The 22142-nt window shown below is 70.9% G+C and carries 15 protein-coding genes; 8 read left to right on the forward strand and 7 right to left on the reverse strand.

The genetic code is table 11. The features are described from left to right. The first annotated feature begins 18 nt into the window (after positions 1-18). The gene (locus NRB56_RS18595; protein ID WP_153343950.1) at positions 19-789 is read left to right on the forward strand and encodes an ABC transporter ATP-binding protein; all 771 of its coding nucleotides are present in this window, start codon (positions 19-21) and stop codon (positions 787-789) included. A 2-nt stretch (positions 790-791) separates the two neighbouring features. After that, positions 792-3308: an ABC transporter permease gene (locus NRB56_RS18600; protein WP_153343952.1), complete on the forward strand. Its 2517-nt coding sequence runs from the start codon at positions 792-794 to the stop codon at positions 3306-3308. Positions 3309-3634: 326 nt separating this feature from the next. Here NRB56_RS18600 and NRB56_RS18605 read toward each other — a convergent pair whose 3' ends face one another. From NRB56_RS18605 to NRB56_RS18625, 4 genes are all read right to left on the reverse strand, one after another. Beyond that, the gene (locus NRB56_RS18605; protein ID WP_153343954.1) at positions 3635-4849 is read right to left on the reverse strand and encodes a VWA domain-containing protein; all 1215 of its coding nucleotides are present in this window, start codon (positions 4847-4849) and stop codon (positions 3635-3637) included. Between the two features lie 505 nt (positions 4850-5354). Continuing rightward, positions 5355-8000 carry a DUF5682 family protein gene (locus NRB56_RS39120; RefSeq protein ID WP_227837993.1) on the reverse strand — a complete coding sequence of 882 codons (2646 nt, stop codon included), beginning with the start codon at positions 7998-8000 and terminating at the stop codon, positions 5355-5357. After that, a complete protein-coding gene (locus NRB56_RS18620) occupies positions 7997-9100 on the reverse strand; it encodes an ATP-binding protein (RefSeq protein WP_153343956.1) in 1104 nt (367 codons plus the stop codon). Before NRB56_RS18620 ends, NRB56_RS39120 begins: the two co-directional genes overlap by 4 nt. After that, positions 9097-11961: an SWIM zinc finger family protein gene (locus NRB56_RS18625; protein WP_153343958.1), complete on the reverse strand. Its 2865-nt coding sequence runs from the start codon at positions 11959-11961 to the stop codon at positions 9097-9099. The genes NRB56_RS18620 and NRB56_RS18625 overlap by 4 nt, the downstream gene beginning before the upstream one ends. 487 nt (positions 11962-12448) lie before the next feature. Between NRB56_RS18625 and NRB56_RS18630 the strand changes: the two genes are divergently transcribed. From NRB56_RS18630 to NRB56_RS18655, 6 genes are all read left to right on the forward strand, one after another. Continuing rightward, complete coding sequence (locus tag NRB56_RS18630; protein ID WP_319943183.1) at positions 12449-14896, forward strand: AAA family ATPase; 2448 nt, start codon at positions 12449-12451, stop codon at positions 14894-14896. Next, positions 14881-15270 carry a hypothetical protein gene (locus NRB56_RS18635; RefSeq protein ID WP_153343960.1) on the forward strand — a complete coding sequence of 130 codons (390 nt, stop codon included), beginning with the start codon at positions 14881-14883 and terminating at the stop codon, positions 15268-15270. The genes NRB56_RS18630 and NRB56_RS18635 overlap by 16 nt, the downstream gene beginning before the upstream one ends. A 148-nt stretch (positions 15271-15418) precedes the next feature. Further along, positions 15419-15580 (forward strand): hypothetical protein, encoded by a 162-nt coding sequence (locus NRB56_RS18640; RefSeq protein WP_153343962.1) that lies wholly within the window; start codon positions 15419-15421, stop codon positions 15578-15580. Positions 15581-15652: 72 nt separating this feature from the next. Beyond that, entirely contained in the window at positions 15653-16078 is a 426-nt protein-coding gene (locus NRB56_RS18645) for a YchJ family protein (protein WP_153343964.1), read from the forward strand. Positions 16079-16133: 55 nt separating this feature from the next. Next, positions 16134-16406, forward strand: a complete 273-nt coding sequence (locus tag NRB56_RS18650) for a SelT/SelW/SelH family protein (protein ID WP_153343966.1) — start codon at positions 16134-16136, stop codon at positions 16404-16406. A gap of 284 nt (positions 16407-16690) precedes the next feature. Next, a complete protein-coding gene (locus NRB56_RS18655) occupies positions 16691-18274 on the forward strand; it encodes a carboxylesterase/lipase family protein (protein WP_319943184.1) in 1584 nt (527 codons plus the stop codon). Here the strand turns inward: NRB56_RS18655 and NRB56_RS18660 are convergent. The 3 genes from NRB56_RS18660 to NRB56_RS18670 all read right to left on the reverse strand — a co-directional run bounded on the left by NRB56_RS18660 (position 18271) and on the right by NRB56_RS18670 (position 21956). Further along, the gene (locus NRB56_RS18660; protein WP_153344397.1) at positions 18271-19575 is read right to left on the reverse strand and encodes a cytochrome P450; all 1305 of its coding nucleotides are present in this window, start codon (positions 19573-19575) and stop codon (positions 18271-18273) included. The genes NRB56_RS18655 and NRB56_RS18660 overlap by 4 nt on opposite strands. Before the next feature lie 108 nt (positions 19576-19683). Continuing rightward, the gene (locus NRB56_RS18665; protein WP_153343968.1) at positions 19684-20409 is read right to left on the reverse strand and encodes a TIGR03089 family protein; all 726 of its coding nucleotides are present in this window, start codon (positions 20407-20409) and stop codon (positions 19684-19686) included. Continuing rightward, complete coding sequence (locus NRB56_RS18670; protein ID WP_227837995.1) at positions 20397-21956, reverse strand: LCP family protein; 1560 nt, start codon at positions 21954-21956, stop codon at positions 20397-20399. The genes NRB56_RS18665 and NRB56_RS18670 overlap by 13 nt, the downstream gene beginning before the upstream one ends. Positions 21957-22142 lie beyond the last annotated feature (186 nt).

Raw genomic sequence — 22142 nt, forward strand, 5'->3', positions numbered from 1 at the left:
GCCGGAACACTGGTGGACATGACTGCCGAAGCTCTTGGCACCGAAACTGCCGTTGGCGCAATCACCGCCGCGGCTCGCGCGACAGACCTGGTGAAGCTGTACGGATCGGGAGACACTCAGGTCCGGGCATTGGACGGAGTATCAGCCGAATTCGCACAGCGGGAGTTCACCGCGATCATGGGCCCCTCGGGCTCCGGCAAGTCGACCCTCATGCACTGCCTCGCCGGCCTGGACAGCGCCACCTCCGGCACGGTCCACATCGGTGACACCGAGCTGACCGGGCTGTCCGACAAACAGATGACCCGGATGCGGCGCGACCGCATCGGTTTCGTCTTCCAGGCGTTCAACCTGGTGCCGACGCTGACGGCATTGGAGAACATCACCCTGCCGCTGGACATCGCGGGCCGCAAACCCGACGAGCAGTGGCTCGACATCGTCATCGACCGGCTGGGCCTGCGGGACCGGCTCAGCCACCGGCCCAGCGAGCTGTCGGGCGGGCAGCAGCAGCGGGTGGCCTGCGCACGGGCGCTGGCCGGCCGGCCGGACATCATCTTCGGCGACGAGCCCACCGGCAACCTGGACTCCCGCTCCTCCAACGAGGTGCTGTCGATCCTGCGGACGGCGGTGGACGAATTCGGTCAGACCGTGATGATCGTCACGCACGAGCCGCATGCCGCCTCCTACGCCGACCGGGTGGTGTTCCTCGCCGACGGCCGCATCGTGGACGAACTGCGGGATCCGACCGCCGATTCGGTGCTGGAGCGGATGAAGTCGATGGAGAAGAAGTAGCGATGGCCGCCTCCCCGATGCGCAGGGTCACCCTGCGCAATCTCGCCGCGCACAAGCTGCGGCTGGCGCTGACCCTGCTGTCGGTGGTGCTGGGTACCGCCTTCATCGCCGGATCGTTCGTGTTCACCGACACCTTGCAGAACACCTTCGACGGCATCTTCGGCGATCAGGCCAAGGGCGTGGACGTGCGGGTCTCGCCGAAGGAGCGGCAGTCGCTCGGTGTTCCGCAGGACGTGGTGGCCCAGCTCACGGCGACCGACGGCGTGCGGGCCGTGGCGCCGGCGGTGCAGGGCCCGACCGTACTGCTGAAGGACGGGCACGCGGTGCAGACCGGTGGCGCGCCCACCTTCGGGCAGTCGTATCTGCCGCCGGAGCAGTCGGTTTCGCCGTCGCAGAAGTTCGTCGACGGTGGCGCGCCCGCCGCGGGACAGGTCGCCATCAACGTCGGGGGCGCGAAGCGGGCCGGGCTGGCGGTCGGTGACAAGGCGAAGGTGCTGGTGCCGTCGCACGGGATCGTCGACGTCACGGTCAGCGGCATCTACGAACTGTCCTCCGATTCCGGTGGGTACATCGGGCTGCTGTTCGAGGACGCGCAGGCACGGCAGTTGTTCACCGACGGTAAGCACGTCGCCTACGCCGACCTCGCGGCATCGCCCGGCACGAACGCCGACGCGCTGCGCGACCGGATCGCGAAGGCGCTGCCTGACTACAAGGTGCTCGACGGGGCGCAGGTCCGGGCGGATCTGAAGGCGCAGATCGGGCAGGCGCTGAAGTTCGTGAACTACTTCCTGCTCGCGTTCGGCGCGATCGCGCTGCTGGTCGGCACGTTCATCATCTACAACACGTTCTCGATGATCGTCGCGCAGCGGTTGCGGGAACTGGCCCTGCTGCGAGCGATCGGCGCGAGCAGCGGGCAGGTCGGCGGCTCGGTCGTGGCGGAGGCGTCGGTGATCGGACTGCTCGGCAGCGCGATCGGCCTGGCCTGCGGGGTTGGGCTCGCGTTCGGGTTGTCGGCGCTGCTCAACGCGTTCCAGCTGGGGCTGCCCACCGGCACCATGCAGGTGCTGCCGCGTACCGTGCTGGTGTCGCTGGGTGTCGGCCTGGTGGTGACCGTGATCAGCGCCTACGCACCGGCCCGCCGCGCGGCGCGGATCCCGCCGGTCGAGGCGATGCGCGAGGAGTTCGCCTCCGTCGGTGACTCGCTGCGGCCCCGGACGATCGCGGGTGCGGTGCTGGCGGTGATCGGTGCGGCGCTGGTGATCCTGGCCTCGCGCCACACCGGCGGGCACGCCGCCATCGTGGTCGGGGTCGGCGCGGTGTCCCTGATCTTCGCGGTGCTGATGGCCTCGCCGGCCCTGTCGCGGCCGGTGATCGGCGCGCTCGGCGTGCTGGTGCGGCCGTTCGGAGCGATCGGGCGGATGGCCCGCAACAACGCGGTGCGCAATCCGCGCCGCACCGCCGCCACCGCATTCGCCCTCACGCTCGGGCTGATGCTGGTCACCGCGATCGGGATGCTCGGATCGTCGGCCAAGGCCAGCGTCGGTGAGCTGGTCGACAAGGGGGTGAAGGCCGATTACATCCTGGCCGGGCCGCAGCTGATCGGGGTACCGCCGGGCGCGGCGCAGGCATCGAGATCCGTTGCGGGCGTGCAGGATGTCGTGGCGTTCCGGGGCGTGCTGCTGAAGGCCGGCGACGAGCAGATCACCGGCGTCTCGCCGGACGGTCCGATGAACCGGGTGCTGAACTACGACGTCCGCCGCGGCACCGGCACACTCGGCGACACCGACATCCTGGTCTCGGAAACCGAAGCTGGGGAACGGAATTGGCATGCCGGTGACCAAGTGGTGCTGACCAGTGTGGACAACAAGAAGTTCACGCTCAACGTCTCCGGCATCTACAAGGACACCCAGCTGCTCGGGCCGCTGGTGGTGGCGCCGGCCCTGTACGACCAGGTGATGCCGGTGGCGTTCCGCACCGATGTGGTGGTGCTGATCACCGCCGCCCCCGGCGCCGACGTGACCGGGCTCCGGACCGGACTGGAGAAGGCGACCGCGCCCTACGTGGTCGTACAGGTCGAGAACCGGGACGATTTCAAGGGCGCACAGGGCAAGCAGGTCGACACCATGCTGGCGATCCTGTACGGACTGCTGGCGCTCGCGGTGGTGATCGCGATTCTCGGCATCGTCAACACGCTCGCGTTGTCCGTGGTGGAGCGGCGCCGGGAGATCGGCATGTTGCGCGCGGTGGGCACGATGCGGCCGCAGGTACGGCGGGCCATCTATCTGGAATCCATGTTGATCGCGGTGTTCGGCGCCGTGGTCGGTGTGGTGCTCGGGCTGGGGCTCGGCGTCGGATTCCTGCGCACGCTGCGGGATCTGGGGCTGGGCACGATCGCGGTGCCGTGGAGTCAGGTCGTGCTGATGCTCGTCGGCGCGGGTGTGGTCGGGGTGCTGGCCGCGCTGTGGCCGGCGGTCCGGGCCGCGCGTACGCCACCGCTGGCCGCGATCGCCGATCTCTAGGGCGGCGCGCTCCAGGGCGGCGCGCCGTGGTCCGAGTTCTGGGCGAACGACCGGTTCGCGGCGGTAGCATTCCGCCTGCTGTCTCTTTTGTCTGCTCCAACGACGCTCGGACAGGAGATCGGTCATGGAGGTTCTCACCGTCGTTCTCGACCTGGCGACCAAGGGTATGGGTGCGGCCGGGCAGCTGCTCACGCTGATGGCCGGCGGCTGATCGCCGGCGACGGATTCCTGGCAGACCGGCCGGGGCTCCCCTGAGCCCGGCGCGAGGCGCCGTCGGTGCGGTGGGCAACCGCGCGGACGGCGCCTCGTGTCATCCGCGGGGCACATCAGCGGGACCCGCGCCGCAGGGCCTCGGTCCGCGCCCAGCCGGCCACGTCGCCGCGATCCAGTGCGACGGCGAGCAGGTCGGGGAAGGCATCCGGGGTACAGGCGAAAGCCGGCACGCCCAGCGCGCCGAGCGCCGCGGCGTTGTCGTGGTCGTAGGCGGGCGCGCCGTCGTCGGACAGGGCCAGCAGCACCAGCACCTGCACCCCGGCCTCCTTCATGGCGGCCACCCGGCGCAGCATCTCGTCGCGGATGCCACCCTCGTAGAGGTCGGAGATCAGCACGAACAGCGTGTCGGCGGGCCGGCTGATCAGCTGCCCGCAGTAGGCGATCGCGCGATTGATGTCGGTGCCGCCGCCGAGCTGGGTACCGAACAGCACATCCACCGGATCGTGCAACTCCTCGGTGAGATCGACGACGGCCGTGTCGAACACGACCAGCGACGTCCGCAACGACCGCATCGACGCCAGCACCGCTCCGAACACCGAGGCGTAGACGACGCTCGAGGCCATCGAACCGGACTGGTCGATCGCCAGCACCACATCGCGGCGCACCGCATTCGCCTTGCGGCCGTGGCCGACCAGGCGTTCCGGGACCACCGTGCGCTGCTCGGGTAGGTAGTGCGCGAGATTGCGGCGAATGGTGCGGTCCCAGTCGATATCCCGCAGTTTCGGGCGGGAGGTGCGCGCGGCGCGATCCAGCGCACCGGACACGGCCGCGACGGTGCGGTCCGCGATCCGGCGTTCGATCTCCCGCACCACCTTCTCGACCACCGTGCGTGCCGTTGCGCGGGTGGTCTCGGGCATCACCCGATTCAGGCTCAGCAGCGTGCCGACCAGATGCACATCCGGCTCGACCGCTTCGAGCAGTTCGGGCTCCAGCAGCAACTGGGTCAGATGCAGGCGCTCGACTGCGTCCCGCTGCATCACCTCCACGACCGTGGACGGAAAGTAGTTGCGGATGTCGCCGAGCCAGCGCGCCACCTTCGGGGCCGAACCGCCCAGTCCCGCCGACCTTTTCTCGCCCGGGGTCTGCTCGTCGGCGTTGTACAGTGCCGACAGCGCCCGATCCATCGCCACGTCGTCGGCCGAATCCAGCCCGCCCAGACCCGGTTCGGCGGGCGCGCCGAGCACCAGTCGCCAACGGCGCAAACGCGTTTCGTCGACGCTGTCCGAGTCCGATACTGCCGCAGCGGAATTGTCCGGGGTGCCGGTCATCGTCGCGCGCCTGCCTTTCTGCTGCTGTGGCGGAATGCTGCGCCCGAGTCGAGTTGTGCCTGCTCGAATACGGTTGTGCAGCCGGGACCGAACCGGAGCACGGTGACCCGAGTGCCGTTGTGCCGAAGCGGATCCGGCCGTACGTCGGGGGCCTGTGGGGCGGTGCCGATCAGTGTTCTGTTGTGCCGACACGGATTCGGCTGTACATCGCGGTCCCGTCCGGTCCACGGCAGGCCGGTGGGGTGCGGGCCGTAGGCGGTGAGACCTCCGTCAGCGTGGCCACCGTGGTGAATGTGCCGCGAAGAGCCGAGCGCGGTAGCTCGCGGGCAACGATATGGAACGTCCGCAGTTCGACTGTGCCGGTCCGTACCGGGTCGCCGCACTGCGCGCGACGATTCGGCGGCCGTGCTCGCGGCGGCTCTCCGTCGCGCCGTATCGGATTCGCGGTGTCGCCCGGGCCGGGCCCCGGTTGGTGCTGCCGTACAAGAGCAGGGATCCGGACTGTTCATCGGGCGACCGCCAGGATGTCGAGGGCGGCGGTGAGGGCGAGGGCGCCTCGTTCGGCATCGTGGTCCGCTGATGCCGTCGCGACTCGCATCGATCGTGTGCCGCCGCGGAGGGCTTGGGCGATGGCGCGGCGTTCGCCGGCCTCGAAGGCGCCGAACGTGCGGCGCAGCAAGGGAAGTGTGGTGGTGAACTGGTCGTCGTCGAGGCCGCGGAGCCAGGTGTCGACCAGTCCGAGCAGTTCGGCGTCATGGACCAGGAGTAGGCCGCGGCCGCCGAGGAAGCCGTCGATCCATGCGGCCTTCTCGGCCGGGGAGTGGCCGATCGAGAGGGCCGCCGACAATCGGCGGGCTGCCTCGTCGTCGTCGAAAATGCCTGTGTCGCACAGTAGCCGGACGATGCGGCCGACGAGTGCGCCGTGTACGTCGGTGCGGTCCGCCAGGGTGCGCAGGGCGGTGAGCCAGGTCTCGGTGGCGTGCGCGTCGTCGCGGGTGGCGATGGCCAGGTGGGCCGCGTCGAGCTGGGTACGGACGGCGGTGGCGGCGTCGGCGTCCAGGCCGGTGACCGCGCCCGGCAGGCCGGCACAGATACGGATCAGCAGGCCGTCGGCGACTCTGGCGAGCGCGCCGACATCGGTCCCGCGGACATCGCCGTAGCGCAGCGTGCGGACGACACCGGGCAGCGCCGCCAGCAGATGCGTGACGTCGTGATCCAGTGCCGCAACCGATTCCAATCGCATGACCAGACCTTCGATCGCGTCGTCCAGGGCCGCCAGCAGCGCCGACTCCAGCGCGCCGCCGACCAGGTCGACCGTCGCGCGCTCGTCGGCGACGATGTCGAGAAGTCTGGCCCGGGCGGCCGCCGCGATCGTGGTGCCCCAGCGCGACGCCTCGACGACGGCGATCGAGAGCTGCGGTTCCCAGCGCAGCGACCAGGTCTCGCGGAAGGTGCCGGTGCTGCGCACATCACTGGAAGCGGGCGTGCCCCAGTCGATTCCGAGCAGCCGTAGCCGATGCAGCAGATGTGAGCGAGCGACCTCGCGATCCTTGCGCAGATCCAGGTCCAGACGCTGTTCGTGGGCCTCCTGTTTCAGCCGCAGCTTCCGGGCCTGGGCGCGCAGGTCCGCGTCGAGGGGTACGGTCGGCGCCTCGTCGGGGACCGAGCCGAGCGCTTCGCCGGCCACCAGATCGGCGCCGATCAGCCGCAGCAGGGACTCGTCGCCGTCGCACAGGACGGCCCGGGTCGCGTCGGTCACCTCCGACAGACCAGCCAGGGGACGCCCGCGCAACGCCGCCAATGTCTCTGCCAGCCGGACGGATTCGATGATGTGCGCGCTGGAGACCGGCAGATCCTGAGCCCGCAGCCGTCCGGCGACCTTGGTCAGCCAGCGTGCGATCGGCTGATCCGTCTCGGTGAACAGGTGGTGATACCAGCCCGGCGAGGTGACCCCCGCCCCGTAGCCCGAGGCATCGGCCAGCCGCGAATGCGACCAGGGCACCCAGGTCAGCGTGACCTTCGTCTTCGGCAGCCCCTTCAACAGCCGCGCGTCCGCCACCGCCGGACCGAGTTTCCCGGCCAGCGCCGGAGCGTGCCAGGCTCCGCACACCACCGCCAGCCGCCGTGCCCCGCCCTTGAGTGCCTGCCGCATCACCTGCCGCATGTACGCCTCACGCCGCAAAGTGTGCGGGTCGACACGAAACTCTGTGTCCTGCGGAACTTCTCGCAGATCGCTCGCCGTCTCGGCCCAGTGCCGGTCGTGCCCCGAGCCGACCAGCAGATCGGCTGAGTGTCGTGATGACTGTGCCTCAGTGGATGTGTCGGCTGAACGTCGTGGACGCGGCGGCCCGACGGCTGTGTCGCCCACGGTTCGCGAAGATCGCGCCGATACGCCGGCCGGTTCATTAGGGCGACGTCGAGACGAGGCCGGGTCGCCGGGCAGGCTGCTCGGATTCGGTACCGATCGCCGGCCTGGCGTTGCGCTCCGCGCCTGCGACGGTCCGAGATCGCCCGGACCGCCGGCAGCGCTCGCCCGGCGCGCTCGGGTGTCTGGTTCCGCATTGGTGTCGCCGGGGGCCGTAGCCGGATCGGCTGAGCGGGGCGGCGGATTCGGGACCGCGATCGAACCGGGGGCGGGTTCGCGCAGGGCTGCCATCGCTTCGGTGAGCGCGTCGAAGATGTCCGCGTCGGCAGTGGATTCGATGACGGCGTCCCACCAGCGTTCCGGGTCGTCGTAGCCGGCGGCGGCCGCCAGTTCGGCGAGCGGGTCGGTGCGATCGCCGGGCTCGGCGTCGGCGGCCAGGACCATGGCCGCGGGCAGATCGCAGAAGCCCACGGATACACCGTGGTCGGCGGCGTAGCGCAGGGCCTGCCATTCGGGGGAGAAGACGGCGAACGGCCAGAAGGCGGCATGGGCCGGCGTGTCTGGTACATAGGCCAGCAGGGCGACCGGCGGCGCCATACTGTCCGCGGCCACATAGCGGATGAGGGGGTCGGCGTCCGCCGGGCCCTCGATGAGGATGGCGTCGGGCCGGAAGCGTTCCAGGGCCAGGCGCACGGAGCGCGCCGAACCGGGGCCGTGGTGGCGGATGCCGAAAACCCTTGTCTCGGGCGGCTCCTCGGCCGGCGGGCGGGTGGCGGCGTCGCTCATTCGTGTACCTCGCGGCACGCTCGGTAGAAATCGGACCAGCCCTCGCGTTCGCGGACGACGGCCTCCAGATATTCGGTCCAGACGACGGCGTCGGCGACCGGATCCTTGATCACCGCGCCCAGGACCGCGCCCGCGACGTCGGCGGCCCGCAGCACGCCGTCGCCGAAATGCGCGGAGAGGGCGAGGCCGCTGGTGAGCACCGAGATCGCCTCCGCGGTCGACAAGGTGGCCGACGGTGATTTGAGTTTGGTGCGGCCGTCGGCCGTGATGCCGGAGCGCAGTTCCCGGAACACCCGCACCACGCGGCGCACCTCGTCGGCGGCGGCCGGGACCGCGGGCAGTTCCAGTGCGGCGCCGAGTTGTTCGACGCGCCGGGTCACGATCGCCACCTCCTCGTCCTCGGTGGCGGGCAGCGGCAGCACGACGGTGTTGAACCGCCGGCGCAGTGCCGAGGACAGTTCGTTCACGCCACGGTCGCGGTCGTTGGCGGTGGCGATCACGTTGAAGCCCTTGGCCGCCTGCACCTCGGTGCCGAGTTCGGGCACCGGGAGGGTCTTCTCGGACAGCACCGTGATCAGTGCGTCCTGGACGTCCGAGGGGATCCGGGTGAGCTCCTCGATCCGCGCGAGGGAGCCCCGGTGCATCGCCGTCATCACCGGTGACGGGACCAGCGCACCCGTGCTCGGCCCCTCGGCGAGCAGCCGGGCGTAGTTCCATCCGTAGCGGATCGCCTCCTCGGCGGTGCCCGAAGTGCCCTGCACCAGCAGAGTCGACGAACCGCAGACGGCGGCCGAAAGATGTTCCGAAACCCAGGTTTTCGCTGTGCCGGGCACACCGAGCAGCAACAGGGCGCGGTCGGTGGCGAGGGTGGCGACCGCCACCTCCACCAGCCGGCGCGGGCCCACGTACTTGGGGGTGACGGCGGTGCCGTCGGGCAGTATGCCGCCGAGCAGATAGGTCACCACCGCCCACGGCGACAGTCGCCACGACGGCGGACGGGGCCGGTCGTCGGCGGCGGCCAGGGCGCGCAGTTCCTCGGCGAAGGTCTGTTCGGCGTGCGGCCGCAGCAGCTCGCCGGTACCGGTTTCGGTGGTCGTCATCGCAGCTCCTCGAGCATGGTCTTGCGTCGGGTCAGGTCGTCGGCCAGATGGTCGAAGGCGCGCTCCCACTGCGGATCCCCGCAGCGGCGGGCCGCGACGGTGACCGCCGCGGCGGCCTCGGTCGGGAAGTTCACCGCCGCCGCGTGGAACAGGCTGCGGTAGGAGACGGGGGACAGGCCGGGCGCGCCGGGGCGCGCGGTGGCCAGATGGCCGCGATCCAGCAGTAACCGGATCACGTGTTCGGCCAGCGGCAGCGGCCACGGTCGCGGCACGGCGGGAATCAGCAGTTCCAGCTCGGCCAGCCAGCTGCTGTCCAGGCCGCGCAGGCGCCGCAGCCGATCGTCGGCGGGCAGCAGAGCGAACAACTCCCGGCGCACCTCCACGGTGGGTCCGAGCGTCGGCGCCCTGCCGAACAGATCGAACAGGGCTGTCGCCCAAGCGATGTCGCGCTGGGCGAGGGCCGCCTCGGCGAGTCCGGCGAGCCAGGGTTCCAGCATGCCGTCGTCGAGTTCGACCTCGGGCAGGGTGACGGGGCCGAGCGACAGCGACTCCCAGTAGCGCAACGGGGTCGCGGCGACGAGCCGGTGCAACCGTTCGGCGCGGCCGTCGGACAGGCCGCCGAGCCGGTAACCGGTGCCGGTCGGCCGGGCCGCGAGCCCGTCGCGCCGCGCGCTGGCATCCGGTTCCGGCGGTATGCGCACCGAGAGCTGTCCGTAGGTCAACGGCAGCCATCGCGCCGCCCGTAACTCCATGCGCCGGCCGAAGGCCGAATCGGGCAGGCGGCCAAGCAGTTCCGCCGCCATGAGCCGCACCTCCGATCGGGTGTCGTCCAGGGCGGACTCGAGCAGCGGTTCGTCGGCGAGGGTGAGCCCGTCGACCAGCACCGCCAGCAGTTCCGCGCGCACGGGGCCCGGTTCGCGCCGCCACGAATCGGTCAGCGTCTCCAGGGCGCGCCGTGGGTCGCGGGCGCGCAGTGCGGTCAGCCAGGCCCGCCGCTCGGCGGCCCGGCCGTGCGACCAGACGCCGGTCGCGTCGGGGGCGCCACGCACGAGAGCGCGCCAGGCCGGATTGTGTCCGGCCAGCCACGCGCCGCGGGTACCTGCCAGCCGTAACAGCGACTCCCGTAACTCCGTCCGGGTGCGTGCATGGTCCAGGACCAGGCCGGTCAGGGCGTCCGGGGCCCGGAACGCCGGGCGCTCGGCCGCCTCGAACCATTCGGGCAGGAAGGGGGAACCGCCGGTGAGCAGCTCGGCCAGCCGCGCGGCGGCCGCCTGCGGCAGCACCGGGCGATCGTCGTCGGCCGCGGGTTCGGGCGCGGGCACGGATTCGGGCCGGACCGCGCCCCGGGTGAACAGATCGTGCACGACGGCGATGTCGAGCAATACCGCGGCCGGATCACCGGAGAAACGCTGTGCGGCCACCGCGACGGGCGGTGGCAGATCCACGGTCCGCACGCCGCGGCGCGCGGTGCCCAGCAGCGCCGTCGACATCGGATCGGCCGACGTGTCGCCGGGCGCCCCCGACACCGGATCGGCGGTGATGCCGACGATGTCACCGGCGGTGAACACCGAGACAGGCACCAGCCCGTCGGCGGTCCACTCGCCGATCACTGTCACCGGATGGCCGCCGGAGACGCCCAGCAGCGACCAGGGCGCGTCGGCGAACCGGGCCAGCCGCAGCGCGCGGCCGTCGGATTCGCGGACGTACCAGTCGTTCTCGGTCACCATCGGCACGACCTCCGGCAGCAGCACCGGCCATGCGCGCAGCCATGGATCGGCGCCGAGCGCGACGGCGTGCTCGCGCAGCGCGGTCTCGATCCCGCCCGCCCGGTCCCCGCGGGCCGCGGGCACGGTGGTGAACGGCTCGGCAACGTCGTGCCTGGTACCCCAGACCGCGCGCAGGGGCGCGGCGGCCGGATGGAAGTGCAGGTCGGCGTCGAGCATCGTCCCGGGCAGTGGCATATCGGGCGGGAAGACCGGGCTGCCGAAGTTGTGGTCGACGATCGTCGCCCAGCGACCGGATTCGCGGCCGCGCAACCAGACTCGCCGGGTGTGCAGGCGATCCTCCTCGGATTGCCGCTGCCCCAGCACCATCCAGCGGTCCCGCACCGGTGGCTGTGCCCGCACGAATTCGGCGGTGGCCGGATAGCCGACATGGGTGCGCACGCTCGCGGCGAGTCCCGGTGCCAGCTCGTCGAGCCGCCGGTGCGCGGCGGCCAGCAGGTGCAGACGGCCGAACTCGCGCAACAGCAGCACCGGCCAGTCCGGCCGGACGACGGCGCGGGGCAGTTGCCGCAGTGCCGCCGCCACCCCGGGCGCCTGGGCGTCCACCATCCGCGCGGCCACGGTCTCGAATGCCCGGAACGAGCGGTCGGACTGAGCCAGTCCGGTGCGGACCTGGTCGCACAGCCAGACATCCAGATCCGCCAGGCCCGCCGCCACCCGGGACCGGCGCTGTTCGGCCGTGCCTGGCCTGGGGGTCCGATCCACGGCCGCAACGGGTTTCGCGGCGCGCGTGGCTCGCGCGGCCAGCCACTCGGCCGCGAAGTCGGCAGGCGCGGCGGCCTCGGGCACGATGCCCTCGGACCAGGCCAGCAGTAGCGCGAGAGCGTGCTTGCACGGGAACTTCCGGCTCGGGCAGGAGCAGCGGTAGGCCGGTCCGTCCAGATCGATGATCGTTCGATACGGCGTGGATCCGCTACCTTCGCACAGCCCCCACAGCGCGGCCCGGTGCCGGCCGGTGCCGCTCCACTTGCCGCGGAGTGCGCGAGCGGCGATGAGGGAGGCGCCGTCCGGCGCCAGGGCGGCGATCCGATCCGCGGTCCAGCTCATGGTGTCCACTCCGGTGGCAGTTGTGGTCATCGTCGCCCCCTGTCCGCTCGCTTGCCCGGATTTGTATCGGAAGCCACCGACAAGAATCCGGTACCGCCCGGCGGGGCGGCCCGGGAGGGTGCGCGCGATATCGATTGCTGATGAATTGCCATGCTGCGGTAAGGGTTTGGCGACGTCAAGAACCCTTGCCGCACGAGGGGTCATCTGTCATTCTGTTCTGTTCGGTTCAACCCGGGCCACCCACTTCGGGTGCATTCGTTGGAACTGCCCCGGCCGGGACGACCGAGGGGTGGACATCGGGTCGGAACGGATCCTCTCGATGGCCATAGCGTCCCGCCGGGCCGGTTCTTCGGGCAGCGCGGAACCGCCGCCGATCGGGTACCGTTCCGGCACAGCCTCCTTCGGCGAACGAAAGAGTTCGCGGGCGGCCGATGGGGAAATCGGCCGGAGGCGTGACGACATGCCGAGCGTGGTCACACGCGCGGCGGAGGGCATGCAAGGCAGAGGGAGTGGCCAGGTGGGGGATGCCCCCGACGATCCCGGACGGGCCGCGCCGCGCCTGTTCGATCTGGTGTCGCGCCGATTGGCCGAGGACTCGTCGATCACCGGCGACGTCGCCGATACGGTGCTCGAGGCGCTCGGCGCGCCGCCGGACAGCAGCGGAGCGCCGCCGACGTGCACCGGAATCTTCATCCGCGCCATCCGGGTGCGCGGGTTTCGCGGGATCGGGCCGGAGGCGGTGCTGGAACTGCCGCCCGGACCGGGGCTCACACTGGTGGTGGGGCGCAACGGATCCGGGAAATCCAGTTTCGCCGAGGCCGCCGAACTCGCGCTGACCGGCCACAATCGGCGCTGGTCCGGCCGGTCGTCGGTGTGGCGGGAGGGCTGGCGGAACCTCCACGACGGCGGCGAGTCCCACATCGAACTGGAGCTGACCGCCACGGGCTCGGCCGGCCTGCTCACCGTCACCCGGCAATGGCCCGACGGCGCAGACCTGGCCGACGGCGCCTGGACCATGCGGCGCGACGGATCCCTGCCCGCCGATTTCGCGGCGCAGGACTGGGCGCCGGCACTCGAGCTGTACCGACCGTTCCTGTCCTACAGCGAGCTCGGCGCCCTGGTCGACGGTCGTCCCAGTGACCTGTTCGACGCGCTGCACCGGCTGCTCGGACTCGACGACCTGACCGCGGCGCAGGAACGGACCCGGACCCGGCGGCTGGAACTGGAACGGGCCGCGCGGCAGTGCAAGGACCAGCGTCAGGTCCTGCTGGCGGATCTGGAGTCCATCGCGGACGAGCGCGCGGTTCGGGTTGCCGGATTATTGCGGGAGGCTCAGCCGGATCTGCCGGAGATCGGCCGGGAGCTGGCCGGCGCCCGGCACGATCCGGCCGGAGCGGCCGCGCTGCAGGCGATCATGCGGCTGCGGCTGCCCGACGCGGCAGAGGTCGATGCGGCCGCCGGCGTACTCGACGACCGGCTCGCGGCCCTGGCCAGGCACAGCACCGGCGACACCGAGGCCGAGCTGCGGGTCCTGGACCTGTTGCGGCGCGCCCGTGCGCACACCCATGCCGGTGGCGAGGTGTCGTGCCCGTTGTGCGGACAGGGCACGCTCGATCAGCGGTGGCAGCGGGACGCCGACGCGCAGATCGCTCGCCTCACCGAGCGGGCCGCGGCGCTGACGGCCGCACACGACGAACTGGACGAGGCCCTGCGCCGAGTGCGGGAACTGGTCCGTCCGGTCCCGTCCGAGCTGGATCCCTCGGCGCTGGACGGCAGCGGCGTGGACACCGGCCCGGCCCGCTGGACCTGGTCGGTCTGGGCGGCCGCCGGCGGGGAGGCCTGTCCGCCGGACGCGCCCTGCGCCGGCACCCCGCGCGGGGATCGCCTGCGTGGTGCGCACGCCGACGCGCTGCGCTGCCTCACCGTGCTGCAACGTTCGGCCAGAAAGGAACTCGATCGGCTGGACGCGGCCTGGACCCCGTTGATGCCGCGGATCGCGGCCTGGATGCAGGACGCGTCCGGCGTCGCCGCCGCGGAGCCGGAACTGCGCACGGTCAAGCGCGCCGAGGAATGGCTGAAATCCGCCGCGGCGGGCCTGCGTGACGAACGGATGACGCCGCTGGCCGACCACGCCCGGCGGATCTGGCGTGGCCTGCGCCAGCAGAGCAATGTCGATCTCGGGGTGGTCCGGCTGCAGGGCACCGCGGGTGCGACGCGCAAGGTGCTGCTGGACGTCACCGTGGACGACGCCGGCGCCACCGCGCTCGGCGTGATGAGCCAGGGCGAGTTGCACGCTCTCGGCCTCGCGCTGTTCCTGCCGCGGGCCACGGTGCCGGAGAGCCCGTTCGGTTTCGTCGTCATCGATGATCCCGTACAGGCGATGGATCCGGCGAAGGTGGACGGTCTGGCCCAGGTGCTGGCCGCGGTCGCCCGCAGCGGCCGTCAGGTGGTGGTGTTCACCCACGACGAGCGCCTTGCCGAGGCAGTACGCCGATTACGTTTGGGCGCAACGGTTCTCGATGTCCAGCGGCGGGAGCGGTCGGTGGTCGAGGTGCGGGTGGGCCAGGATCCCGTGCGCCGCTACCTCGACGACGCCAACGCGCTCCTGCGCACCCGGCAGCTGCCGAAGGCGATCGCCACGGAGCTCGTCGTCACCTGCTGCCGCTCCGCGGTCGAGGCGGCCGCGCTGGCCCGGGCCCGGGCGCAGTTGCTGGCCGACGGCGTCGACCATCGCGAGGTGCAGCGCCGTGTCGACGCGGCCCGCACCACGCGGGAGAAGGTGTCGCTGGCGGTGTTCGGCGAACCGAATCTGGTCGACGATCTGAACGATCTGCTGGATCGCGACGCGCCCTGGGCGAAGTCGGTGCTCGGCGACGTCGCGGCCGGCGCGCACATCCGCATCGGCCGCAGCGGTGGCGAATTGCTCTCCGGCACCAGGAAATTGATCGCATGGCTGAACAGGTGACCCCGACCGTGCCGGAGCGGCTCGCCGCCGCCGACGACCTGCTGCGCGGCGCGGTGACCGATGCCGGCGGCCTGTGGTCCCGGGCCACGGTGTGGATCCTGCGCATCACCCTGGAGCAGGCCATCGATCAGTTGTGGCTGCGGGTCGCGCCACCGCTGGCCCGCTGCAGCATGCGCGCGCAACTGCTGGCCCTGGACGTCTACATCGGCGCGGAGGTCGCCGCTCGTATCTCGGCGTTGTGGGCGGTGCTGTCGCGGGCCGGCCACCACCACGACTACGAACTCGCACCCACGGTCGAGGAACTGCGTGGCTGGTACGAGGACACGGTGCTTCTCGTCGACCGGCTCGAGACCGTCCGAACCGCGTCGCGCTGAATACCTTCCCGCAATCGCCGCGCAAATAGACTGTATTGTCCGGTATTTCGGCTTGCCGAGGGTGAAATATGATGTCGAGACGTCGAATTCGCTGATGCCGGCACCGCTCGACCGGTACCGTCCGAGACGCTGCGAAGTTGCGGCACGAATGCGGTCGGACTCGATCGGGCATCACGCCTGGATGAAGGAGGGCATCGTGGATTTCCTCAGCACGCTCGACCTGCTCAATACCGGCTCCGCCATGGCGGCCAACGGCACCAGCGCCATGGTCAACGTCATGACGCTCCTGCGGATGTTCAGCGGAGCCTGATCTGCGGTGTGACCCGCGAACCGGGCGGCATCCGGATGGTGCCGCTGCCGCCCGGCTCCGGATAATCGAGCCATGGTCAGCGCCGCCGACGGTTCGATTCCGCTCGATTCCGACCCTTGTCCGTGCCGCAGCGGCGACGATTTCGGCGTGTGCTGCGGGCCGCGCCTGTCCGGCGCCACGCCCGCGCCCACGGCCGAAACCCTGATGCGATCCCGGTACACCGCGTTCGCGGTCGGCGACACCGGTTATCTCCTGCGGTCCTGGCATCCTCGCACCCGGCCCCGCACGCTGGCCCTCGACCCCGAGCAGCGCTGGCTGTCGCTGGAGGTGCTGAGTACCGAACGCGGTGGGCCGTTCGACGACACCGGCGTGGTGGCGTTCAGGGCCCACTATCGGACGGCCGGGACCCGGGGCTCGCTGCACGAATCCAGCCGGTTCGCCCGCGTCGACGGGCGCTGGGTGTACGTGGACGGCGACATCGCCGCCGATCCGCGCTGATCCGGTTCGCGGGTGGAGCAGGCGCGGGCGTCGAGTCCGCCCGTAGGGTGCCGGTATGGCACGCGTGGCGATCGAATACTGCACCCAATGCCGCTGGCTGTTGCGGGCCGGCTGGATGGCGCAGGAACTGCTCAATACCTTCGGTACCGATCTGACCGAGGTCGCGCTGGTGCCCGGCAGCGGTGGTGTGTTCCGAATCACCGTCGACGGCGAGCAGATCTGGGAGCGAAAGTCCGACGGCGGCTTTCCGGATATCGCCGTTTTGAAGCAACGGGTCCGGGACAGGGTCGCGCCGGACCGCGATCTGGGGCATATCGACCGGCCCTGATCGGACCGGAGGCCATACCCGCCGGTGCGCGGCCGATGCGCCGGTCTGTTGCGGAACTGCGAATTCATGTGTATCCGGTCACAATGGGCACGCGAGCCGGTGCCCGTGCCCGGAGGTCGTGACCGCGTCGATCGACGGTTGTGACCGCTCAGCGGACCGGTGCACTTGATCACCGACGTACTCTCGATAGACAGGAGTTTTACGGCGGTCGACGGATCCGTGACCGGCGATGGTGTTGCCGGCACGGGTCTCGACGGGCGCCGCATCGGGTGAGGAGGTGCGCGGTGAGCACTCAGTTCTTCGAGGCGGCGCCGGAGGCGGACCGAGACGGTTCGGGTCCGATCGTGCGGACCACCGCGGGAGCGGTCCGGGGTTTGCGGGATGGTGCGGTCGACATCTGGCGCAGCGTCCCCTACGCTGCCGCACCCGTCGGCGAGCTGCGTTTCCGCCGCCCGCGGCCACCAGAGGGGTGGGACGGGGTGCGGGATTGCACGGAATTCGGGGTGATCGCCCCGCAGACCATGGGCAACACCGTCCCCATCGATCCGTCGCTGCGGATGGGTGAGGACTGCCTCTGGGTGAACGTCTGGGCGCCCACCGCCGACCGGCTGGAACAGCTGGGCCCCCGCCCGGTGATGGTGTGGTTGCACGGCGGCGCCTACTGCCTCGGCACCGCGGCGCAGGCCATCTACGACGGTCACAAGTTGGTCGAGACCGGTGACGTGATCGTGGTGGGTGTCAACTACCGCATCGGCGCCCTGGGCTTCCTCGACCTCACCTCGCTCGGCTCCGACTTCGTGCCGAATCTCGGCCTGCACGATCAGATCGCGGCCCTGAACTGGGTGCGGGAGAACATCGCCGCCTTCGGTGGGGATCCGGACAACGTGACCATCTTCGGTGAATCGTCCGGCGCCGGATGCGTCACCGCGCTGCTGACCTCGCCGTCGGCCGCCGGGCTGTTCCATCGGGCCATCGCGCAGAGCCCGCCGGCGACGACCGTCTTCGGGCCGGCGCACGGGGCCGTGGTGGCGCAGCGGTTCCTGGACCTGATGGAACTGCCCGCCACCCGCGCCGCCGAACTGTGGGAATGTCCGATCGAGCGGATCGTGGCGGCGGCCGGGATCCTGCTCGACGAGGTGCCGATGCAGTCGCCGGGCCGGCTGGCCGCGGCCCCCGTGGTGGACGGCGACCTGCTGCCGACCTATCCCACCGACGTCTTCCAACTGGGGCGGTCGCACCGGGTGCCGCTGATCATCGGCACCAATCGGGACGAGGCCTCGTTGTTCCGGCTGTTCCGGTCGCCCATCATGCCGGTCACTCCCGACGCGGTGAACGCGATGCTGGCCGCCATCGCGCAGGATCATCCGACCCTGTCCGCACATCGGATCGCGGAGATCACCTCCGCCTATCCCGATCTGGCGAAATCCCGTGGCGCGCTGGCGATGTCGACCGACGCCGCCTTCCGGATGCCCGCCCACTGGGTGGCCGACGCGCATTCGCGGCACAGCCGCACCTGGATGTACCGGTTCGATCAGGCCACGCCGATGCTGAAGGCGGCCCGGGTCGGCGCGGGGCATGCCACCGAATTGCCTTACGTATTCGGTAATTTCGGTTCGTTCAACCATGATCCGACCTTCTGGCTCGGCGGCCGCAAGGCCGCGATGGAGGTATCGGGACGGCTGATGCGCCGCTGGGTGGCCTTCGCCGAGCACGGCGTGCCCGCTGCGCTGGACGGCTCGAAACACTGGCCGCCGTACCGTGAATCGACGCGGACCACCCTGCTCATCGACGGCGTCGACCGCATCGTCGACGACCCCGATCACGACCTGCACACGGCCTGGGGCGACCAGGTCGTGGGATTCAGCTAGACGACCGAGCTCTGTTCGGCCCGGCGGCCCAGTGCCACCGGTAACCGGCTGTACCCGTGCAGCGTGAACAGCGGACGGCGTTCCGGTGCGCCGGACAGCCGTAGATCGGGGAAGCGCTCGAACAACGCCCGCAGCGCGTGGGTGGCCTCCATCCGGGCCAGGCTTGCGCCGACGCAGGCGTGGATACCGGTGGAGAAGGTCAGGTGCTCCTTGGCGTTCGCGCGGCCGACATCGAAACGGTCCGGCTCGGGGAATACGTTCGGATCCCGGTTCGCGCCGGCCAGCGAGACGACGACGGTCGCGCCGCGCCGCAGCCGCACCCCGCCGATCTCGGCTCCCTCGGCGACGACCACCCGGGCCGTGGACTGCACGGGGGCGTCGAGACGCAGGACCTCTTCGACGGCGTTCGGCCACAGGTCGGGCTCGGCGCGCAGGCGCGCCAATTGGTCGGGGTGGGAAAGCAATTGGACGATGCCGTTGCCGATCAGATTGACGGTGGTCTCGAAACCGGCGCCCATCAACAGGCTCGCCGTCGCCTTCAGCTCCCGATCGCCCAGCTCACCCGCGGCGACCAGGCTGGACAGGATGTCCTCGCCGGGCTCTCGGCGCAGCCGGGCCAGATGCTCGTCGGCGTAGCGGTCCATCTCGCCGATGGCCACGATCGCATCGCGCCAGACCGGCCACGACAGGCCGATATCCAGCAGCGGTGTCATCCGGTCGCCCCAGTCGAGGAACTGATCGCGCGCCTCCTCGGGGAAACCGAGCATCCGGGAAATGATCGCGATCGGCACCTGCGCGGCGAATCCGGTGACCAGATCGGTCTCCCGGCCGGCCGGCAGCCCGTCCAGCAACTCCTCCGTGATCGACTCGACCCGATCCTGTAGCCGCGCGATCGCGCGCGGGGTGAAGGCCGACGCCACCGGCCGCCGCATCCGGCTGTGCTCCGGGGGATCGATCACCAGCATGGAGGGCGGCTCCATCGGATTCGGCGGCAACGCGGCCCGCCGGGCGATGCGCACCAACGGCCGCGGGATGTCGAAACCCTCGGCGGCTCGCGTGCCGAACCTGTTGTCGCGCAGTATCGTCCGGCACAGCTCGTGATCGGTGGTCACCCAGGCCAGCGAGGACCGCACCATCCGGCCCTGTGCCCGCAGCGATTCGATCAGGGGATAGGGATCTTCGAGGGCCGACGGATCGGTCGTCAGCCGCGAGAGAGTGTCGCCCCGGCGTGCCGCCGCACGCAACGCGAACCGCGGCAAACCCTGTGCGGCGAACCACCGCAACCGGTAATACGGCCCCATCGCCATTCCCATCCCCAACGCCACCGCCCCCGTTCCTCGTCGATTTCGTCTCTCACCCTAGGCATCCGGACGACCCGGCAAAACAGCCCCCGGAAGGACTGTGACCCCCTACCCGGGTAGGACGCGCGTCATCGTGACGCGCTCGGCGCTCCGCCGCCGCTCGCGCTGCTCCGGGTCGGCGTTCACCACCTGGACCAGCGACGATCCCGCGGACCACACCGCGAGCAGACCGTCGATCAGCTCCTCGGGCTTCGTCCACGATCCCTCGGACAGCACCCGGTCGTCGGCGGTGAATCCCTGGCGCGCGGCGGAGGCGCGGGCCAGGTCCAGCACCTCGGCGACCGGCAGTCCGGCCAGCGCCACCCCCGCGCCAGCGGGGTGGAAGCGATCGCCGTGGGTACGTACCGCGGTCGCGAAATCGGTCAGGCCCACCGGCAGGTCGTGCACCGGGCTACCCATCGCATCCAGCGACAGCACCGCGACCTCGGCGACCGCGGCCACATCCTCGAGCCGATCCTTCGTCACCAGGGCCAGTTCGGCGTCCTCGTCCGGCTCCAGCACCACTTCCGCCCCGGCCCACCAGCAACCCAGCAGCACGGCCGCGGTCTGCCAGTGCGCCGGCAGCAGCACCGCTACCCGGGACCCGGCCGTGAGCCCGAATTCGTCCCGAATCAGGTTGGCGGTCTTGGCCGCCCAGTTCGCGAGGGTGAGCGCGGACAACTCGATGCGAGCGCCGGTGGCGTCGTCGTAGTAGGTGATGCGCGGGCCGGACGGGTCGCGGGCCAGGATCGGGTCCAGCAGCGCCTCGGTGACGGTCTGGGTCAGTTCACGCATTTGGGTCCGTTCTGGCCGGCGTCGATGGGTGGTGCGGGCGGCACCGGGACCGCCGTGCCCACTGCTCCGGACAGGTCGAACAGGCTACCCGCCGGCGAGCCCGGCCCAGAGTAGTCGGCGGTCAGCACCACCGTGATCGTGCCCTCGGGCAGGCCCGCGTCCGCCACCACCGGCAGGTCGCCGAGCGCCTTCGCCACGGCTCTGGCCCGGCGATCGCCGGTGTTCCCGGCCAGCACCCGGCTGCCCGGGATACCGCCCGCGATCCAGTTGTCCACGGTCCCGGTGCGGAAACCCTTGGTGGCCAACGCCTGTGCCACCTGATTGGCCAGCCCGCCGACCCCGCCGGCGTTGTAGACGTCGACCGTCACCGACGAGGGATCCACCGAATCCGGATCGGCGGCCCGGGTGTTCACCGTCGCCGCCACGTACGACCGCACGGTGCCCGGATCCACCCGCACCACCGATTCGCCGTCGAGCGTGGTGCCGTTGATGTCCCGCACCGGGATCGTCTCGAATTTCACCTGTCCGGCGGACAGATCCTCCAGCTGCCGCAGGAATTGCAGTGCGTCCCAATTGTCGTCGAGCACGACGGTGCGGCCGACGGCGTCGCCGAGTTCCTGCAGCCGTTTCGGATTCGCGAGGATGCGCGCGCTGAGCACCTGATGAACCAGGGAGGCCATGAACACCTGCTGCCGGACGATCCGGTCCAGGTCGCCGCGCGGCAGCCGGTGCCGTTGGCGCACGAAACCCAGTGCGTCGGCCCCGTCCAGCCGTTGTTCACCCGCCTGGAAGTCCGCGCCGGACATCGGTTCCCAGACGGCGTTGTTCAGGCAGACGTCGACCCCGCCGACCGCGTCGGTGAGCAGGACGAAGCCCAGCAGCCCGACCTCGGCGTAGTGGTCGACGGTGATCCCGGTGAGATCGGCGACCGCGCGGATCAGCGCCCGGCGGCCGGCCTGATCGGCCTGCCGCTCGGCCTCGGCCTGCGGCACGCCCTGACCGATCAGCTTGTCCATCGCGGCCGCCTTGGAGACGCCGAACGCCGAATTGATCTTGCCCATACCCACTCCGGGGATGTCGACGTAGGAATCGCGGGGGATCGAGATCGCGGTGGCCGAGCGACCGTCGTTGGGCACGCGGATCAGCACGATGGTGTCCGTATTGGTGGCGCCGTCCTCGTCGCCGGCGTGCAGCATCGCCCGCTCGTCGGCCGTGAGCGGGGCGCCGCGGGCGTCGGTGCGGCTGTCGATGCCGACCATGAGGATGTCGATCGCACCGTCGGAGCCGCCGCCGAGGCCGAGATTGCCGATCCGGGTGATGCCGGCGATCAGGTTGCCGGTGTCGTGCCAGGCCAGGCCGGTGATCGCGAGCACCAGCACGGCCACCGCCGCGGCCACGATCCGGCCGGGGCGGGCAGCGGAACGCGGGCAGGGCGGACGCGGACCGGGACCACGCAGGCCGAGCCGTGGCGGCGCAGGCAGCTCGCCCGGGGTCGACGCGGTGTCGCCGGTCGGCGTCAGCACCGGTGCGCTTCCGTTCCGCGGCATCGGTTCCTCTGCGGCACCGTTGGTTGTCCCCTTTCCGGCCGTGCGGACCGGGCTCGGCCCGAACCTCGACCCTCGAAACCAGGCGTACTCATGGAATTCCGGCATTCCGGCGAACCGCGCGTGATAGGGCTACCCGCGCCCGGACGAGGCTAACCAACGCGGCCGCGCGTGGCGTTCAACCGCGCC

Origin of the sequence: Nocardia aurantia, assembly GCF_009604425.1 — a bacterium.
GTDB lineage: Bacteria > Actinomycetota > Actinomycetes > Mycobacteriales > Mycobacteriaceae > Nocardia > Nocardia aurantia.

What these genes read in the sequence shown, in the direction of transcription:
- NRB56_RS18595 (WP_153343950.1), top strand. Translation starts at nt 19, where the DNA reads ATGACTGCCGAAGCTCTTGGCACCGAAACTGCCGTTGGCGCAATCACC.
- NRB56_RS18600 (WP_153343952.1), top strand. Translation starts at nt 792, where the DNA reads ATGGCCGCCTCCCCGATGCGCAGGGTCACCCTGCGCAATCTCGCCGCG.
- NRB56_RS18605 (WP_153343954.1), bottom strand. Translation starts at nt 4,849, where the DNA reads ATGACCGGCACCCCGGACAATTCCGCTGCGGCAGTATCGGACTCGGAC.
- NRB56_RS39120 (WP_227837993.1), bottom strand. Translation starts at nt 8,000, where the DNA reads ATGAGCGACGCCGCCACCCGCCCGCCGGCCGAGGAGCCGCCCGAGACA.
- NRB56_RS18620 (WP_153343956.1), bottom strand. Translation starts at nt 9,100, where the DNA reads ATGACGACCACCGAAACCGGTACCGGCGAGCTGCTGCGGCCGCACGCC.
- NRB56_RS18625 (WP_153343958.1), bottom strand. Translation starts at nt 11,961, where the DNA reads ATGACCACAACTGCCACCGGAGTGGACACCATGAGCTGGACCGCGGAT.
- NRB56_RS18635 (WP_153343960.1), top strand. Translation starts at nt 14,881, where the DNA reads ATGGCTGAACAGGTGACCCCGACCGTGCCGGAGCGGCTCGCCGCCGCC.
- NRB56_RS18640 (WP_153343962.1), top strand. Translation starts at nt 15,419, where the DNA reads ATGCGGTCGGACTCGATCGGGCATCACGCCTGGATGAAGGAGGGCATC.
- NRB56_RS18645 (WP_153343964.1), top strand. Translation starts at nt 15,653, where the DNA reads ATGGTCAGCGCCGCCGACGGTTCGATTCCGCTCGATTCCGACCCTTGT.
- NRB56_RS18650 (WP_153343966.1), top strand. Translation starts at nt 16,134, where the DNA reads ATGGCACGCGTGGCGATCGAATACTGCACCCAATGCCGCTGGCTGTTG.
- NRB56_RS18660 (WP_153344397.1), bottom strand. Translation starts at nt 19,575, where the DNA reads ATGGGGCCGTATTACCGGTTGCGGTGGTTCGCCGCACAGGGTTTGCCG.
- NRB56_RS18665 (WP_153343968.1), bottom strand. Translation starts at nt 20,409, where the DNA reads ATGCGTGAACTGACCCAGACCGTCACCGAGGCGCTGCTGGACCCGATC.
- NRB56_RS18670 (WP_227837995.1), bottom strand. Translation starts at nt 21,956, where the DNA reads ATGCCGCGGAACGGAAGCGCACCGGTGCTGACGCCGACCGGCGACACC.